Genomic DNA, 16110 nt, shown 5'->3' on the forward strand with positions numbered 1-16110 from the left:
TTATGCCCGATTCCCGTTCCCGGCAGGCAAAACGCCCTCCTTCCGGCGCGGGCCAATCGCCCGGCAACCAACGGCGGCCGAAAAAAGTCTTTTGCAGGCACACCGTCTGTTCTTCTAACCCAACAGCCGCGCCGTGTGAATACATGCAAAACCCTATTTGGCAATATGAAGAGCTGTAAAGGACCAAAAACCGTCTCATGAGCGGCTTTCGACCGCCCTTTCAGGCGGCGCGGCGGATTCAGTCCCGTCCGTTTGCGCGGGAGGGCTACCGCCGGCTCCGATCCGCTGAGGAACGGTCGTCAGAATTGAAACCATTTCCGTGAACCACGTGCATCCCCCCTTCCTCCCCCTTTTCAAGGCGGTCCCGGATGCGCGGTGCCCCCCCGGCGGGATATTATCGCATTTGCTTTTCCGGCGAAAAAAGATATCTTACGAGTACAATCATACATTCAATCAGAACCACAATGCTGAGCCGGTCATCAACGTTCAGATTCCCCTTCCGGATGACTTCCGTCTCGATTGCAGCCATGCCGCCCCGTCATCTGAGAGGAGGTGATATCCTCTTGCGGTGAGGTTTCCCGGAACGCCCTCCGGGATCGTCCCGCTGTATCGACAGCCGGCTGAAAAGGACGAGGGAACCCCTCTTCGTCATTCCCGCGCACCGCCATGGGCCGGGTGTTTGATATGTAGCACGATCATCATCGACGTCATTCCTGCAAAAGCAGGCACCCAGAAGAACAGCCCGGCCTCCGGTTCCTGCCGGTGTGATGTTCCGGGCACGTCCTTTCACACCCTCTCAAGAGGGATAACTTGAAAGGAAGACGGTCATGAAAACAGTTCAAAGGATCGCCAGGCTGGTGCTTGTCCTGTTGCTCCTTGGGCCGACGATCGTTGCCGCCGGGAATTCCCGGGTGTTCATCTTCACTCAAAACAGCGGCATCACGATCGACATTCTCTCCGAGAATGACTTTGCGGCACAATTCGGTGAAAACGCCGATATTCCGCGGACGGACGACGACGTCATCGCGCTTGCCCGGGAGCTCTACCCTCCCCTCGGCGTGGAACGCCCGGACGAAACGGAGGAGGCACGGGTTGAGAGCGCGAATCAGTTCCGGTGTGGAGAATATGAAGTCGGCCTGCTCTTTGCCGCTCTGCGGAACCCTCAGATCTCGGACGACACCCGGACCGCCGTCGATCACATCATCGCCCAAAGCAAACCCCCTTTGCCAAAGACATACAAGAGCAAGCACTTCAATTTTAGATATACGGACAACGATGCCGATTCAAAAAACAACGTGACACTCGCTCACATACAAGCAACCGCACAGTTTCTCGAATCTTATTGGAACAAGTACTCGACAAATTTCACAACTCCAAAGTATTATCTATCAGGAAACCGGAAAGTCATTGATATAGAAGTCTACTATTTGCTTAAGAAAAGCGGATGGACATCTTCTTTTGAGAACAGTATTACATTATGCTCCACCTGGGTTCGTAATGACTGTCGTAGAAGAGTAGTATCAGCTCACGAGCTTTTCCATAGAGTTCAATATAGTTATGGCTATATCAGCGGAACCGCCATGATGAGATGGATGACGGAAGGCACCGCAGCATGGATTCACAAATATACAAACAATAATATTGCAGATTATATTTTCTATATGAATGAAGGTTTGACAAAACCCGAAAAGGGCCTGATCAAAGAAAGGGCCGTGGATGCCGCCCACTTTTGGGTGAAGCTCACGGAAACCGCGCCTTCCGGCTGGGAAATCATCAAAGACGTTTGGACCAGGTACAAGGCGAATGGACACAAAGGCAAGGCCGCGGTGGATTCGGCCATCAGGAGCGATCTCGGCTACAGGTTCGACAATTTCGTGACCCTCTGGAACAACACAAACTTCATAAAAGATCTCGCCAATTCCAGCCGGACTTACGACTACACTGAAGACGAGAGGATCGTGAATGCATGCGGCCTGACGTTCGGCCCTCTCAGTCATGTTCCCATTGCAAGGACCGCCTTTGTGGTCAAGGATGCGGATACGGCGATAGACGACAGTGTCAAACCCTACGGCACCAAATACTTCAAATTCGAGCTGGAAGATGACCTTACCTGCCTCACCATAGGTTTTGACGCGCCCAAGGGCACTTTCTCATACAGCTTCATCGGGTTGCAGAACGGCAAGTGGATGAAGATAGCCAGCGGCACCAAGACCCATTACTCCTACGGAAGAATTCCGCTTCAAGGTCCCAACCGATGGACCACGGTGGTGGCGGTTGTTGGAGGCACCCGCGAGGGCGGAGCATTCAAGGTGTGGGCGGATGCCCGCTGCATCAAGGGAAACTGGACGGGAACCACGAGCACCTATTGCTACGGCGAATACTTCCGCTTCAATCAACTGGGAACCTCGTTGACAGGACTCATGATCTGCTACGACATGAGCTGGATCGCGCCGTGGTGCAGAGTAAAGGGCACCATCGACGGTCTGAAGGTAACGCTCACCCGCTTTGACTGTAACAGATGGAGAACATGCGAGGAGGATTGTTCGGGAAACTACGTCGGTACGATCAACAGCACACGCGATTGCGTTTCTGGAACATACGCACACGAAAACGGCACGGTTGACCAGTGGATCATGGTGAAAGGCGCTGTGGACCCATCGCTCATCCCCGATGAGTGTCCGCCGTAAACTCGGGTTCCCGAAGGTGAAGGAATTCTCAGGGGCATCGTTGCCGATGCCCGCCTTTGAATCCGAACGGCGGAGGGATTCGGGGTGCGCAGGCACGGGGCTCGCCTTGCCCGGCATTGGCGAGCCCCGTATCACGGAGTGATTCATCAAGGGAATGAGTGCGGTTGAAGGTCTGATCCCGGGCTGAATACGGCTTCGGTTTATCCCACCCGCCAGCGCGTTCCGGCGGGAGAATCTTCCAGCTGGATGCCCTTTTTCTCGATCTCTTCACGAAGCCGGTCGGCTTCCGCGAAATTCTTGTCCTGCCTCGCCTGCCTGCGCAACTCGATGCAGCGCTCGACCTCCGCTTCCGTGAGGCCGGTGGACTTGATCTTGAGGCTTCTTTGCTCGGCCTGGAAGGCCTCAGGCTCCCGGGTCAACAGCCCGAGCACCAGGGCGTGGTCCCGGATGGCGTCCGCCCCGGCGCGCGCCAGTGCCGATGCGGGCCCCTTGAGCTGCTTGCGGCCGAACTTGTCGAGGAATCGCTGCAGGTGACGTTGCAGGGAAAACAGGTTTCCCAGCGCCTGCGCGGTATTGAAATCGTTGTCCATGGCTTCCCGGAAGGCTCCCGAAAGCGCCGCGATCTGATCGAAGAGTTCCGGGTCCTGCCCGCGCAGGGCCTTCTCCTGGAACGCTTCCTCCACTCCGGCGGCCGCCCGTTCCTTTACCGCCCCGAGAGTGCCGTACAGCCGTTCCAACCCCTTCTCGGCCTCGCCGATCGTTTCATCGGAGAAATCCACAGGACTCCGGTAGTGCTTGCTCAATACGAAGAAGCGTACCGTTTCCGGGTGGACCTTCTGCAGGACGTCCCTGATGGTCAGAAAATTGCCCAGGGACTTGGACATCTTTTCATTGTTGATGTTCACGAAGCCGTTGTGAAGCCAGTAGCGCACGAAGGGCATGCCGAAAGCGGCCTCGCTCTGGGCGATCTCGTTTTCGTGATGCGGAAAGATCAAGTCCTTTCCGCCTCCATGGATGTCGAAGGTCTTTCCCAGAAAACGGCTGCCCATGGCCGAGCATTCGATGTGCCAGCCCGGCCGTCCCGGTCCCCATGGACTGTCCCAGCTCGGCTCCCCGGGCTTGCTCCCCTTCCAGAGCACGAAGTCCAGGGGATTGCGCTTCCTGGCGTCTACCTCGACCCTCGCACCCGCAAGCATGTCTTCGATCTGCCGCCCCGAAAGCTTCCCGTAGCCGGGAAATTTCTCGATCTCGAAGAACACGTCCGCACCGGCCTGGTAAGCAATCCCCTTATCCATGAGCACCCGGATGATCTCGATCATGCCGGGGACGTTTTCCGTGGCCAGCGGTTCGAGGTCCGGGCGCAGCACCCCAAGCGCATCCATGTCTTCGTAGAAAGCGGCGATGTAGCGTTGCGCAATGCTCCTGCAGTCGGTACCCGCGTCATTGGCGCGGCGAATGATCTTGTCGTCCACGTCGGTGAAGTTCCGAACGTAGGTGACTTCAAACCCCAGGAACCTGAGGTAACGATATATGACATCGAAAACGATGGCGGAACGGGCATGGCCGATATGAGAGAGGTCGTAGACCGTGACCCCGCAAACGTAGAACTTCACCTTCCCCGGTTCCAGGGGGATGAACTCCTCTTTGCTTTTGGTCAGGGTGTTGTAAACGTGCAAAACCATGGATCGTGTGTCTCCTTCCCACCCGTTCGTCGCGCCGCCGAATCGACGCCCCGGATGTTCCACCAATGCCCTGGACCGATTCGATTCAGGATACTCCGAGCAACGAGCGGAGGCGGGATCCCGACCGTTTCGGCATCGCGCCCGCCGCGGGTGCAAACGACCGGCAAAGCATAAGACCTCCGCTCCGCCCCTCCCGGCTTCCCGGTAAGTGCCTGTTCGCGCTCCGTTATCCGGCCGCCTTTCCCGGCGGAACGCGGGAGCTTGCCGGGGTTTCAGGTACGAGGGCGGCTTGAGGCGATGCTTCGATGCCGGCCACCCCGCCCCATCCGCGCTCACCGGCCGTCGCTCCTCAACAGCACCACGGCATATGCGGCAACACCTTCCTCGCGTCCGGCGAACCCGAGCTTCTCGGTCGTGGTGGCCTTGACGTTGACGGAAGAAACGGGCAGGTCCGTCGCACGGCCGATTTCTTCCGCCATCCGGGCGATGTAGGGCGCCAGGCGCGGTTTCTGCAACACCAGTGTCGTATCGATGTTTGCGATCCGGAACCCCGCGCGACGGACGAGTTCCACCGTCTGCCGGAGCAGCAGCAGGCTCGATATCCCCTTGAAGCGCGGATCGGTGTCGGGGAAATGCCGTCCGATATCCCCCAGCGCCGCGCCCCCCAGGAGGGCGTCACAGATGGCGTGCAGCAGCACGTCCGCATCCGAATGACCGAGCAGACCGCGATCGTGCGGAACCTTCACCCCTCCGAGCACCAGGGGGCGTCCCTCGACAAATGCATGCACGTCGTATCCGAATCCCACCCGCATTCATTCCCTCCCGGAGATCCTTCCCGCGAGCCCACCGGACCGTAACAAAAACCACTGCGCCCAGTCCAGGTCTTCGGGAGTGGTGACCTTGACGTTGGTGCGCTCTCCGAGAACCACGGACACGGGCAGGTTCAACCGTTCCACGAAGGAGGCGTCGTCGGTTCCCACCCAGCCGCGCTGGACGGCCGCTTCATAGGCACTGGCAATGATATCCCGTCGGAACACCTGGGGAGTCTGCACCAACCAAATTTCCTCCCGGTTCAAGGTTTCGACCACGGTCCCGCCCTGGCCCCGCTTCACGGTATCGGTGGCGGGTACCGCCGCGATGGCCGCTCCCGTACGTTGAGCCGTCTTCCAGGCGGCTTCGAGGAGCGCGGACGAAACGAAAGGCCGAACCCCGTCGTGGATGAGCACCCAACCGCATTCATCCGGGAGGCTTCGCAGACCGTTGAGCACGCTGTCCTGCCTCTCGGCCCCGCCGGCCACGACCGTGACGGAAGGATGACCGCATACCAGGCCGCGCGCCTCATCCTGGAAGTCCTCCGGAACCAGGAGATAGGTCTGCGCGAGGAACGGCGCGGCGGCAAGGGCATCCAGCGTGTGGAGCAGGATGGACCGGCCGGCGATCTCCAGGAACTGCTTGGGCCTGTCTCTTCCCATCCTCAAGCCGCGTCCGGCCGCGGGGACAATTGCACATGTCGTCGACATACGAAATCCGTGAAGAAAAAAAGGAATTTGGAGCAGCCCATAAGCCGGGTTCTGTTCCCCTCGAACGCCCGCAGGCGACGAAAGGCAATGATCATTCCTCTAGTCCCGCCGTTGCCGGCGGGATCAAGCAACCTACCCGAGAGCCTCGGACGGGCAGCCCTCAAACGCTCTCCTATTCGGTCTTGCTCCGGGTGGGGCTTGCCTAGCTCCCGATGTCACCATCGGGACTGGTGAGCTCTTACCTCACCGTTTCACCCTTACCCTGCGCAATGCAGGGCGGTTTGCTTTCTGTGGCGCTATCCTCCCCGTCACCGGGACTGGGCGTTACCCAGCACCCTGCCCTGTGGAGCCCGGACTTTCCTCCGATCCCGTACGGAACCGGCGATCATTTGTGCTACTCCAAATTCCCAATTTATCAGTTAATCATATATTCGTAATGATGGCAATTTCGTGCCGCCGTTCACGGGTCCAAATAACAGAGCCGGGGCGATATTGCAACACTGAAGCGCACCCGGAACCGTTTCGGCGGTTCCGTTCCTTGTTCGTGCAGACGGGCCCGGGCGGGCTCAGTCCGGCAGGCCGAGCGCCCGTTGCGCATCCCGCGTCAGATTGTTCAGCGATGCCTCGAGCTCCAGGCGCAATTCCTCGAGACGCTCCGGGCTGACATCCCTCTGAACGATCAGCGGCGGGCCGAAAGCCGCCACGATGCGTGCAAAAGGCTTCGGAAGAACCGTGCGGTCCCAGCTCCGGAACCGCCAGCAGGGTCTGGCCGCGATGCTGACGGGCAGGATCGGCGCTCCGGAGTACCGGGCGAGCAGGAGGATGCCTTTTTGGGCGATCCGTGGCGGTCCCTGCGAGCCGTCGGCGATGAATCCGCCGCCGTAGGATGACTGCAACGCATCGATAAGACCCTTGAGGGCAGCGCCGCCGCCCTTGCCGGGCGACCCCCGGAAACACCGCATTCCGAGACGCTCGGCCACTCGTGCCGCAAGCTCGCCATCCCTGCTTCGACTCGCCATGGTCACCACGTTCAGGTCCCTGTAGTGATAGACCACCGTGGGAAAGGCGAAGTGCCAGCAGGTGGCGATTCCCGGCCCCGGCAACCCCTTCACGAAATCTTCATGTTCCCGGCCGAGAGTGGTAATATGGCAGGTACGGTAAAGAAATCGCAGCATGGCGGCTATGAGCGCCGGCAGGAAAGGCAGCTTCCCGACAACGTCGATGCGGGAACGCCCGCCTCCACCGGGCCGGTGTCGTTTATCACGGCTCATGAGATTCACCCTCGTCGATCCGAAAGGAAACGTTGCAATGCAGAAACGCAACATAGCATTGATCGGCTTCCGCGCAACAGGGAAAAGCACCGTCGGGAGGCTCCTGGCCGGGGAGTTGGGCTTCACCTTCATCGACATGGACCGGCACCTGACCGGAACCTTCGGTCGCGACATCCAATGCTGGGTGCGTACCCATGGCTGGAAATCATTCCGGGACGAAGAATCCAGGCTTCTCAAGGCGCTTGCCGGCGGCGCCGACCTCGTGGTGGCCACGGGCGGCGGAATTATCCTGGACCCGGCCAATTGCGAAACCCTCCGGGCGCACTTTGTCGTCGTCTGGCTGACGGCCTCCAGGGAAACCATTCTCGAACGTCTCGCGCGGGACCCCAATACCATCCATGACCGTCCCCCCCTGACCGATCTGTCCCCTGCCCTGGAGGTGGAACAACTCCTCGAGGAACGATCTCCTCTCTACGCCCGGACGGCGGACCTCACCCTTTCCACCGATCTCCTCGCGCCGCCGGATGTAGTGTCCGCCATCGCGAGATTCGTTTCCACCTGATTTTCCACAAGAGATGCCCCCGCTCTCCCCGTTCGCTTCCCCAACCTGTACCGATGCCTCCTCAAGCGCCCGACAGACCCGCCCCCTCTTTGCCATTCCCGCCCACAAGCGGAAGCCGCAAATCCTCACTGGATTGCCAAGCCTCCGTGGTCATCCCCTGAAACCGCCATAGCCCATCGACTCGCGACAACAGACACAAGTCATCTGCATCAATCCAGTCAAGATCTGGCCCCAGATGGACGCCATGCACAGCAACAGAGTCCGGCACTTCATTAATATTCGTTCACAAATCGGAATGAATCTCCAAATTAGCATGAAAAATGAAACCGTGATGTGGCATGACATTTTCTCGAAATCGCCATGATGCGTGATCCCGCGCTGAAGCCCGGACATCGTCAGATTCATTTCAGCCAGTCTGAATTCCGGACAGGCTCTATGGAGCACGTATTTCACATGGATGCCGACACTGTCTATTTTAAGAATCAGGCATTCCATTGTTTTCTCGATTCACTGAAATATCGCTCAATTTTGAATCCAATGTGAAGTGAGACAACCGTCATCGTAATGTCTGTACAATGCTGGTATTCCTTGACTGTTTTGGCTGATTCGCCGAATTTTTTCGATCGGACTTGGAGCCTGTTTTTGAGCGTAAAGATTAAATATTTTTAAGTTTAGAGTATTAAAAGTTTTCCGATTGATAAGCAGATACGTATATCTCTATAATCCATAACTCACAAACCGAAGGGATGGAGAAATCATGTGCAAAAAAATCGCAGTAATAGGCTTGATGATCATCTGTGTCTCACTGGTGGCGCCCCTGTCCTATGCGCAGGAATTGAAGATAGGGGTTTTGGCCAACCGTGGGGCAGCCAGAGCGCTACGCGAATGGAACGCCACGGCCGAACACCTTACAGCCGCCATCGGCAAGCCTTTCGTCATTCTCCCCTTGACTTACGAGCAACTTCCCGAATGGACCAAAGACAAGAAAATCGATTTCGTCTGCGGCAACCCGGCGATGTTCGCCGAGATGAACAAGCTGTACGGCGTGCAGGCGATCGCGACGATCATCAATCAATACAAGGGCAACCAGATGGACCAGATGGCCGGAACGATTCTGGTCAGGCGGGACAGTCCCATCATGAGCGTGCAGGACATGAAGGGCAAGGAATTCGGCACCGCCGCGAAAAATGCCTTCGGCGGCTGGCTGATGACCGAGCGCGTGCTGGTGGAAGCCGGCATGAACCCGCGCCAGGATGTGGTCCTCCGGGAACTGCACACGCACGACAATGTCATTTATGCCATCATGAACAAAGCCGTTGCCGCCGGGTCGGTTCGCTCCGGATCGCTTGAAAAGATGCTCGATGAAGGAAAGGTCAAGCCGGAGGATTTCAGGGTCATCAATCAGCGCAATGACGGTTTTCCTTTGCTGCATTCGACCAGGCTCTACCCCGAGTACCCAATGGGCGCCTGCGCGCATGTTCCGACTGCCCTGAGGGAGCAGGTGACAAAAGCGCTGGTCGCCATCGGGCCGAACGACCCCGCGGCCAAGAACGCGAAGATCGTGGGCTGGAAGGCCGCACTGGACTATACGCCGGTGGTCGAATGTCTCACCGTCGTTAAGTACGGTGCTTTTGGCCGGTGAGACCGGGCACGGGCAAACCGGGTCGCCGATTATCGCGGCCGGCCGCCCTGCCGTTTGAACTTGATGCGAGCGATCGGTTCCGCCGCGACCTCTGCCGAGCTTGAGGGAGCGCACGGCGAGAGGGCCGCTATCGGGGGCCGAATCGCTCGACCCGGGTTGGATTCTTCGGACGATGCTCGATTTCGTCGGGGGGATGAACCTGTCCTGCCTCGTCGTGCGGATCTTCATTCTCTTACTGATGCTCATGGCCAACTCGACGCAGTATTCCGTCTCGGGATGGAGACGAGGAACCGCGGGTGTGCCCCCTCCCGGTGCGCGGCACTGGAACCCTTGAGGACGACTGTCGATGGGCGTTTGCACGCTCTTTCACCATGGACGCGTGAACGGGGAGAATGCCAAGGGATTTTCAAGAGTCAATATTAAATTTCTTTAAGTTCGGCCGATCTGCGGCCGATAAACGCTGTAGAGCCGTCGGTCCCTGCGGCTCTGTCAGTGCCGGGAAGGTTATCGGTGACGAACGACGAAGTTGAACTGCCGGCACCGACGATCGTTTGTGTTTGACTGCTTCAGTAAAGAGACGAAGCAGGTCGGGCCCTGATGGTCACGGCGCCAACGGATGCTGCGGCTCGGAACGGCTGGACGGCCGTCCGGAAGGAAGCCATGCATTGCGCTCCGGTGGTCGCGTGCCTGGACGCAGTGAGAGACGGGGCCTTTGCCGACGGGGCCGGTACGGCCTTGAGGCACATAAGGGATTGCGGGTCCGGGGTGGGGCGATATGCCGACCGCTGCAATTCCATTGCGGGGAAACACGAAAACGTCAGTGCATGTCTTCGACCGAGATCGGATCAAGCTTCTAATGTCCATGCAGTCTGGATCGGATACGGGAACGGGAACAAGCCAATGACCGCGCCCGGGAACGATTCGTATTCTTTGACCGCGATTGCGGACCCACGGCGAGACCGGGAAACCCCGGACGAGCTTGTACGGAGGAGCGCAGTCGCAGGAGGGAAATCCTCGCCGCGCGCTCGGACCGGCTCGGCGGCGGTGCTGCTGTTTCTCGCAGCCACCGCGGGAAAGTGACGGGAACCGGGGGAGGGTTCCGATGGTGGGATCGTTATGGAGCGGAACGGAACATTTGCCGGGAATCCAGCAGATTCTCGCGGCGTTCTGGGAGCTGGCGAACAACGGTGTCCTGTTGCGATACACCGTGGCCAGCCTGTTCCGCGTCACTGTCGGGTTTTACCTGGCCGTGCTTCTGGCGGTACCGCTGGGGCTTCTGCTGGGGCGGCAGGCGTTGATCCACCAATGCACAAACCCGGTCATCCAGTTCTTGCGGCCCATTTCTCCCCTGGCGTGGATCCCCTTTGCCATGCTCTGGTTCGGAATCGGGGACAAACCCGCGCTCTTCATCATCTTCATCGCCAGCTTCTTCCCCATGCTCATTTCCACGGTCAAAGCCGCCGCATCGATTCATCCCATGTACTTCCAGGTTGCGGCGAACCTTCAGTTCAGTGTTTGGGAATCGGTCTATTACGTGATCCTGCCGGCGTGTCTGCCGGGCATCGTGCTGGCTTTGAGAGTGACCCTTGGCGTTTCCTGGATGGTGGTGGTGGCGGCGGAGATGATCGCGGTGAAGAGCGGCCTCGGCTATCTCATCATCGATGCCCGCAACGCCCTTCGCCTGGACTACGTGGTTGTGGCCATGATCACCATTGGAGTGATCGGTTTGCTGCTCGACTACTTCATGACGAAGCTGGAGGGCATGGAAGCCGTGAGGTGGAGACTTGAGCAAAAGTAAGATCAAAATCGATCGCGTGACGGTTGAGTACGGGAACAACGTGAAGCGATCCTGGTTCGGGCTTCGCAAGACACAACCGTCTCCTTGCGAAGTCGGCGGGCGAGTTGTCCTGAAAGACATCAGCCTCGAGATCCAACACGGTGAGTTCGTCAGCATTCTCGGTCACTCGGGGTGCGGCAAGTCCACGCTGCTCAAGATCATCGCAGGCTTTTCCACGCCTTCCACGGGCAAGGTGTGGATCGACGGAGAGGAAGTCGTCGGACCCCGCCCGGACCATGTTTTCGTCTTCCAGGAAGGCGCGCTGTTTCCATGGCTCACCATCGGGGAAAATGTCGCCATGGCCCTGCGTTCGGTGAAAGACGCCAGGGAACGCCAAAGCAAGGCTCAGGAGTACCTGGCGCTGGTGGCCCTGGAAGGGGTCGAGAACTACTACCCTTACATGCTGTCCGGAGGAATGAAGCAACGGGCCGAGATCGCCCGGGCGCTCGCCGCCCAGCCCGATATCCTTCTGATGGACGAACCGTTCTCGGGACTCGATCATCTCACCCGCCTGCACCTGCGGGAAGAGATGCTCTACCTGCACATCATGTTGAAGGACACGACCATTCTGTTCGTGACGCATGACATCGACGAGGCGTTGCAGCTGAGCAACCGGTTGATCATTTTGAGCGAGCCGCCGGCGCAGGTGAAATGCGTCCGGTCGATCAAGGTGCCTCATCCGCGCAATCTGGCCTCCGAGGATCTGAGCGATCTCAGGGCCAACATCTATCATCATCTCGGGGTTCATACAGCCATATGATGCCGAATTCCCTGCAACAATTACCGGCTGCGCTGCGCATTGCCGTCATTGCCATTGGCTGGGTGATCCTCGTCGGCGGTATGCACTTCTTTTTGAATGGAGAACGGCCCCCGGCAAACCACGTCCTCATGGGCTACATGCCGGTGATCACCAACCTGGCCGCCCCCGTGGTGGACTATGCGACCAGAGAGGCGAGTGTGCGCTTCGAGGCGCTGAAATTCGGCTCGTTTGCGGAAATGTCCGAGGCGTTCCGATCCGGGCATATCCAGGCGGCTTTCATCATCGCACCGCTGGCGGTGGCTCTGCATCAGCAGGGGGTGCCCCTGAAGGTCGTTTATATCGGCAACCGGCATGAAAGCACCCTGGTGCAGAGGAAAGACCTCCAATGCCGTTCGCTCTCTGAAATGCGAGGAAAAACCGTGGCAGTCCCGATCCGGTACTCGGGCCATTTGCTCGCCGTCAAACGTTATTTGCGCGAGCAGGGTATGGAGCCCGAGAGCATCCGCCTCGTGGAAATCCCTCCGCCCGATATGCCCGCCGCATTGTCGACCGGCGGCATCGACGGGTACTTCGTCGGGGAACCTTTCGCGAGCAAGGCGCTGGTGAGCGGGATAGCCACCCGGCTGGTGGACGTGGAGGCAATCTGGCCGAAGTTCATTTGTAACCTCATGATCGTCCGGGATGACCTCGTCCGCGATCATCCCGATTGGGTACAGACCCTGGTTACGGCCTCGGTGCGGTCCGGATTCTGGGCAAGGGACCATATCGAGGACGCCGTTGCCCTGGCGGCCCGTTATTGGGGACAGGACCCGAAGGTTGTCTCGTACGCGTTTGAGCACCCTCCCGGCCGGATCCGCTTCGACCTGTATACTCCGGCGGTGGAGGAAATGGAGCAGGTGGCCGAGGAGATGCGGTCCGCCGGCCTGCTCGACGGGCGGCCCGATCTCTCGGCAATGGTGGAGAACCGGTTTGCCCGAGCGGTCAAGGTCGAAAAGGTTTCATCGGTGGACAAGGTTCTCGTGCAGTGAGTGCGGTCCGGGCAAACAATACCCGGAGCCCATGGCCCGCGGTCTCAACCGCCGGCGTTTCCTCGGGTCGCTACCGAGCAAGGTTAACTCTCAACAGGCTTGAAAAAAAATGAACGTCCTGCTGCTGGATCCGCAACAAAAATACGCTGAACGACTCCGCGACCTGTCTTCGGTCGTCGAGGGCGCCAACGTGATCAGCGCTGACGAAATCCGCATCTGTCCTTCGGATTCCGCAAACATCGACATCATCGTGGCCGGCTACGACCGGGCCAACCCGAGAACGCTCGACGCGCTGCTCGAGTGGCGGTCGCATCCTCACACGTACCTCGTTCCCTGTTGGATACTTGCCGACGCACGGTCCTTCGAGGCGGTCTGTCAGTGGCCCCGCCTGTCCGTGGACCGTTTCGATGAGCAACTCGATATACCGGCCTTCTGCAGTTGGCTGGAAACCGTGGCCGAATGGCAGCAAAACCGCATGCAACTCCCGGGGACCAATCGCTTCATTTCGCACAGTCCCCTGGAGCTCACCACCTCCCTGGCCCTGCGAAAAGCCAGCGGGAAACTGTCCCTGTTCGACGAGGAAGGCGGCGAGGGCGCTTTCCTGTTGCGCGACGGCTACTTGACCGGATCGACGCTCAAACACCTCTCGGGAACGGAAGCCTTCCTCGAGTTCCTCACCTGGTCGAAAGGGAGCTACCTGTGGGAACCGCTGGACACGATCGAGTTCACCGACCAGAGCAGTCCGATCGAGTTCATGTTTCACGAAGCCCTGAAGCTGTTCCGCGAAGCCAACCTTCTCTATCATTTCGTTCCGGACTTGAACCGTTCTCTTACAAAGACGGAATCGGAATCGGCGCTTGACGACGGGGCCGTGTACTATTTCGCCGAACTGAAGGTGCTTTACAACCTCATAGACGGCAAGGCCACCGTTCGGCAGGTTGTCGAAGCCTCCCCGCTGTCCCAGCTTCGCACCCTGTGCTGTCTGTCGAAGTGGTTCTCGCTGGGCGACGTGGCAGTGGTACCCGAAGAAAGCCCGATCCCCAGGAGGGGCCTGCTCATCGTCGATGACTCCCACCTCATGTGCAAAGCGCTACGGGATGTTTTCGCCAAGGATCCCCGCTTCGAGGTGCTCGGATTCGCCCATGACGGACTCCAGGCATTGGAGCTCATCGAGCAGCTCAAGCCCGACGTCTTGACGTTGGACATGCAGATGCCCCGCATGGATGGGCTGACCGCGCTCAAACACATCATGATCCGCAATCCCAGGCCGGTGGTCGTGGTCAGTGCCTTCACAAAGGAAACGTCCCTGCTGACTTACCAGTCCTTCAAGTACGGCGCCGTGGACGTCTTGACCAAGCCGTCGGGAGGCAATCCCGGTTCCAGGGAACATGAAAGCCGCCTCATCCGCGACCGGGTCGCGCAGGCTTCCTGCGTGCGCATCGAGGCGGCTCAGTACATTCGCAGCGGCGGACGGAGCAAGCCCGCTGAGAAAGACGGCGCATTTTCTCCGGAGGCGCGCGACCGGGCAGAGCACGCGTCGAATGGGCTCGCGGTCATCCTGTGCGGCTCGGGAGGTTTTCCGTCTCTGCTGAAGATGCTTTTTTCCATCGAGAATACCGATCGCCTTCCCACGCTGCTGGGTGGTATCGCGTTGTCCAAAAAGGCTGTGGAATCCATGGTGCCCAACATGGAGAAGGACTCCTCCATGAGGATGACGGAACTGACGCCGCCGGGCGGAATCCTGCTGCCGAACAGTTCCTACCTCTTCTCATGCGAAGACTCCTTTCACCTCGTCAGGGAGAACGACCAAACCATGGCCCGATGCGACCAGGACAGCGCGGCCGAGCATCGGCCCTTCGATCGCCTGCTCTTCAGCCTCGGAGACGGTTTCGGGGAGCATGCCATGGCGGTTCTGCTCTCCGGTACGGGCCACGATGGAATTGAAGGCATGGAACATGTGCGAAGAGCGGGAGGAAAGACGTACGTGCTGTCACCCGAGGCATGTCTCGAACCCGACCTGCCCCGCAGGATTTTGCAGTACGGCTTTGCGCAGGAAGTGAAATCGGCATCGGAGCTGGCATCACTCCTGCAAAACGTAGGAAGCGAAAACGGCAAATGATGATCCGGTGTTGGTGTCTCGCAGGAAAAAGTTCCGAAACCCCGCGATGGCGTTGGAGCAGAGTTGAACCTGTACACGAGGAACAAGTGAAGATTGCGAATGGAAGCGGATACGGTTTGAATGCCCCGCGCACGTGGAAGATTTCCCCGGCCGCGGTCGGCGTTCGCTCATCAGCGGTGAACTTTTCAGTTTCGGGCCTGCATTGTCGGTCACGCCGATGTTCCATGAACACCCCCTCCCCCTTGATGCAAGAAAAGGGGTTGGGAAAAGAGGTTTTGTCGAGCACCCTGCCCTGTTTCTTGCACCAGGGGGGGAAGGAGTTGGACTCCTCGGCTGACAACGATCCGGTGTCGGCACCGAAATGCTTGAGACAGGGAGGAAAAAGATGAGATTGCCTTCTCTTCTATCAAGGGTACCGCATACCCAGGAAGAAATGATCCAAACCAAACAGCTGGTCAGCTTTCGCATCGGCGAGGAGGAATTCGGGGTGGACATCCTGATGGTGCAGGAGATCATTCGACTGCCAACCATCACGCCCATACCCAACGCACCTGAATCCATCCTTGGAATGATCAATCTGCGCGGCAAGATCATTCCCATCATCGATTTGAGGCAAAGGCTTCGAATTCGAGGGAACATGCCCACCGCAAACGACCGTAGAACCCGGATCCTGATCGTGGAAATGGCCGGTCACGTGACGGGCTTCATCGTGGATTCGGTGTCCGAGGTCATGAAGGTGGAAGTGAGTCAAATCGAACCCACTCCCCACCTGGTGGTCTCCAGCATCGACGCGGTCTATATCCAGGGGGTCATCAAGCTGCCCAACCGGCTCATCATTCTTCTGGATTTCCGCCAGATCCTGAAGCCGCAGGAGGAAAGGGAACTGGCCCTGCTCGACAAGAAGGTCATAGCGGGAGACCTTCCGGCCCCCGCTCAGGAATCGGATAGTGTGTAAACTCTTGCGAATAGAATATTGAGTGAAATCGAACACCCAGAGGGAGG

Annotated in this window: 12 protein-coding genes and 1 other RNA gene; 8 read left to right on the forward strand and 5 right to left on the reverse strand. The window is 58.7% G+C overall.

Annotation, left to right across the window (positions count from 1 at the left end; genetic code table 11):
- The first annotated feature begins 827 nt into the window (after positions 1-827).
- Positions 828-2687 (forward strand): hypothetical protein, encoded by a 1860-nt coding sequence (locus SFUM_RS08455; protein ID WP_011698490.1) that lies wholly within the window; start codon positions 828-830, stop codon positions 2685-2687.
- Between the two features lie 200 nt (positions 2688-2887).
- Here SFUM_RS08455 and cysS read toward each other — a convergent pair whose 3' ends face one another.
- The 5 genes from cysS to SFUM_RS08480 form a co-directional block, all read right to left on the reverse strand.
- Complete coding sequence (cysS, locus tag SFUM_RS08460) at positions 2888-4369, reverse strand: cysteine--tRNA ligase (RefSeq protein ID WP_011698491.1); 1482 nt, start codon at positions 4367-4369, stop codon at positions 2888-2890.
- Positions 4370-4701: 332 nt separating this feature from the next.
- Entirely contained in the window at positions 4702-5181 is a 480-nt protein-coding gene (gene ispF, locus SFUM_RS08470; RefSeq protein WP_011698493.1) for a 2-C-methyl-D-erythritol 2,4-cyclodiphosphate synthase, read from the reverse strand.
- Complete coding sequence (gene ispD / locus SFUM_RS08475) at positions 5182-5889, reverse strand: 2-C-methyl-D-erythritol 4-phosphate cytidylyltransferase (protein WP_011698494.1); 708 nt, start codon at positions 5887-5889, stop codon at positions 5182-5184.
- Between the two features lie 25 nt (positions 5890-5914).
- An RNA gene (gene rnpB, locus SFUM_RS22260) (RNase P RNA component class A) lies at positions 5915-6290 on the reverse strand.
- Positions 6291-6455: 165 nt separating this feature from the next.
- Positions 6456-7160 (reverse strand): lysophospholipid acyltransferase family protein, encoded by a 705-nt coding sequence (locus SFUM_RS08480; RefSeq protein WP_167321328.1) that lies wholly within the window; start codon positions 7158-7160, stop codon positions 6456-6458.
- 37 nt (positions 7161-7197) lie between these two features.
- Here SFUM_RS08480 and SFUM_RS08485 point away from each other — a divergent pair, with 37 nt between their 5' ends.
- From SFUM_RS08485 to SFUM_RS08525, 7 genes are all read left to right on the forward strand, one after another.
- The gene (locus tag SFUM_RS08485; RefSeq protein WP_041440181.1) at positions 7198-7722 is read left to right on the forward strand and encodes a shikimate kinase; all 525 of its coding nucleotides are present in this window, start codon (positions 7198-7200) and stop codon (positions 7720-7722) included.
- A 757-nt stretch (positions 7723-8479) separates the two neighbouring features.
- The gene (locus SFUM_RS08495; protein ID WP_011698497.1) at positions 8480-9364 is read left to right on the forward strand and encodes a phosphate/phosphite/phosphonate ABC transporter substrate-binding protein; all 885 of its coding nucleotides are present in this window, start codon (positions 8480-8482) and stop codon (positions 9362-9364) included.
- Positions 9365-10466: 1102 nt separating this feature from the next.
- Positions 10467-11162, forward strand: coding sequence for an ABC transporter permease (locus SFUM_RS08505; RefSeq protein WP_011698499.1), 696 nt, complete (start codon positions 10467-10469; stop codon positions 11160-11162).
- A complete protein-coding gene (locus SFUM_RS08510) occupies positions 11149-11961 on the forward strand; it encodes an ABC transporter ATP-binding protein (protein WP_011698500.1) in 813 nt (270 codons plus the stop codon). Before SFUM_RS08505 ends, SFUM_RS08510 begins: the two co-directional genes overlap by 14 nt.
- Positions 11958-12989, forward strand: coding sequence for an ABC transporter substrate-binding protein (locus SFUM_RS08515; RefSeq protein ID WP_011698501.1), 1032 nt, complete (start codon positions 11958-11960; stop codon positions 12987-12989). The genes SFUM_RS08510 and SFUM_RS08515 overlap by 4 nt, the downstream gene beginning before the upstream one ends.
- A gap of 109 nt (positions 12990-13098) precedes the next feature.
- Positions 13099-15108: a response regulator gene (locus tag SFUM_RS08520; RefSeq protein ID WP_011698502.1), complete on the forward strand. Its 2010-nt coding sequence runs from the start codon at positions 13099-13101 to the stop codon at positions 15106-15108.
- Positions 15109-15541: 433 nt separating this feature from the next.
- Positions 15542-16063: a chemotaxis protein CheW gene (locus SFUM_RS08525; RefSeq protein ID WP_208597126.1), complete on the forward strand. Its 522-nt coding sequence runs from the start codon at positions 15542-15544 to the stop codon at positions 16061-16063.
- Positions 16064-16110 lie beyond the last annotated feature (47 nt).

Origin of the sequence: Syntrophobacter fumaroxidans MPOB (assembly GCF_000014965.1) — a bacterium.
In the GTDB taxonomy this organism is placed as follows: domain Bacteria; phylum Desulfobacterota; class Syntrophobacteria; order Syntrophobacterales; family Syntrophobacteraceae; genus Syntrophobacter; species Syntrophobacter fumaroxidans.

Excerpts from the sequence above, each read along its gene's own strand:
- SFUM_RS08455 (WP_011698490.1), top strand. The coding sequence starts at position 828 with ATGAAAACAGTTCAAAGGATCGCCAGGCTGGTGCTTGTCCTGTTGCTC.
- cysS (WP_011698491.1), bottom strand. The coding sequence starts at position 4,369 with ATGGTTTTGCACGTTTACAACACCCTGACCAAAAGCAAAGAGGAGTTC.
- ispF (WP_011698493.1), bottom strand. The coding sequence starts at position 5,181 with ATGCGGGTGGGATTCGGATACGACGTGCATGCATTTGTCGAGGGACGC.
- ispD (WP_011698494.1), bottom strand. The coding sequence starts at position 5,889 with ATGTCGACGACATGTGCAATTGTCCCCGCGGCCGGACGCGGCTTGAGG.
- SFUM_RS08480 (WP_167321328.1), bottom strand. The coding sequence starts at position 7,160 with ATGAGCCGTGATAAACGACACCGGCCCGGTGGAGGCGGGCGTTCCCGC.
- SFUM_RS08485 (WP_041440181.1), top strand. The coding sequence starts at position 7,198 with ATGCAGAAACGCAACATAGCATTGATCGGCTTCCGCGCAACAGGGAAA.
- SFUM_RS08495 (WP_011698497.1), top strand. The coding sequence starts at position 8,480 with ATGTGCAAAAAAATCGCAGTAATAGGCTTGATGATCATCTGTGTCTCA.
- SFUM_RS08505 (WP_011698499.1), top strand. The coding sequence starts at position 10,467 with ATGGTGGGATCGTTATGGAGCGGAACGGAACATTTGCCGGGAATCCAG.
- SFUM_RS08515 (WP_011698501.1), top strand. The coding sequence starts at position 11,958 with ATGATGCCGAATTCCCTGCAACAATTACCGGCTGCGCTGCGCATTGCC.
- SFUM_RS08520 (WP_011698502.1), top strand. The coding sequence starts at position 13,099 with ATGAACGTCCTGCTGCTGGATCCGCAACAAAAATACGCTGAACGACTC.
- SFUM_RS08525 (WP_208597126.1), top strand. The coding sequence starts at position 15,542 with ATGATCCAAACCAAACAGCTGGTCAGCTTTCGCATCGGCGAGGAGGAA.